This is a genomic window from Mesorhizobium sp. M7A.F.Ca.MR.148.00.0.0, from assembly GCF_003997735.1.
Classification (GTDB): Bacteria; Pseudomonadota; Alphaproteobacteria; order Rhizobiales; family Rhizobiaceae; genus Mesorhizobium.
The window spans coordinates 1-235 of the sequence record NZ_RZTB01000701.1; the positions used below are offsets into that span (position 1 = coordinate 1).

A 235-nucleotide genomic window follows, 5' to 3' on the forward strand; every position below is an offset into this window, starting at 1 on the left:
TCTGGTTTCTTAAGCACTTAGCGATAAAGCGGCACGCGCATGTCGTTGTTCCAAAACAGCTTGATGCTTCTGGCCGATATGTATGGGTCGCTACGATAGGGAGGGCGCTGCATGACAATGCAGCCTGCAAGTACCGAGATCACGTCGCGCACGGCCGCGATCATCCAGGAGATGAAGGGCCTCGAAGGCCCATTGCTGCCGATCCTCCACGGCATCCAGGAAGAGTTCGGCCATG

General features: G+C 56.6%; 1 pseudogene. It reads left to right on the top strand.

What is annotated here, in order from left to right:
* Positions 1-111 precede the first annotated feature (111 nt).
* Positions 112-235 (top strand): annotated as a pseudogene (locus EOB49_RS38550) (formate dehydrogenase subunit gamma); the annotation flags it as partial.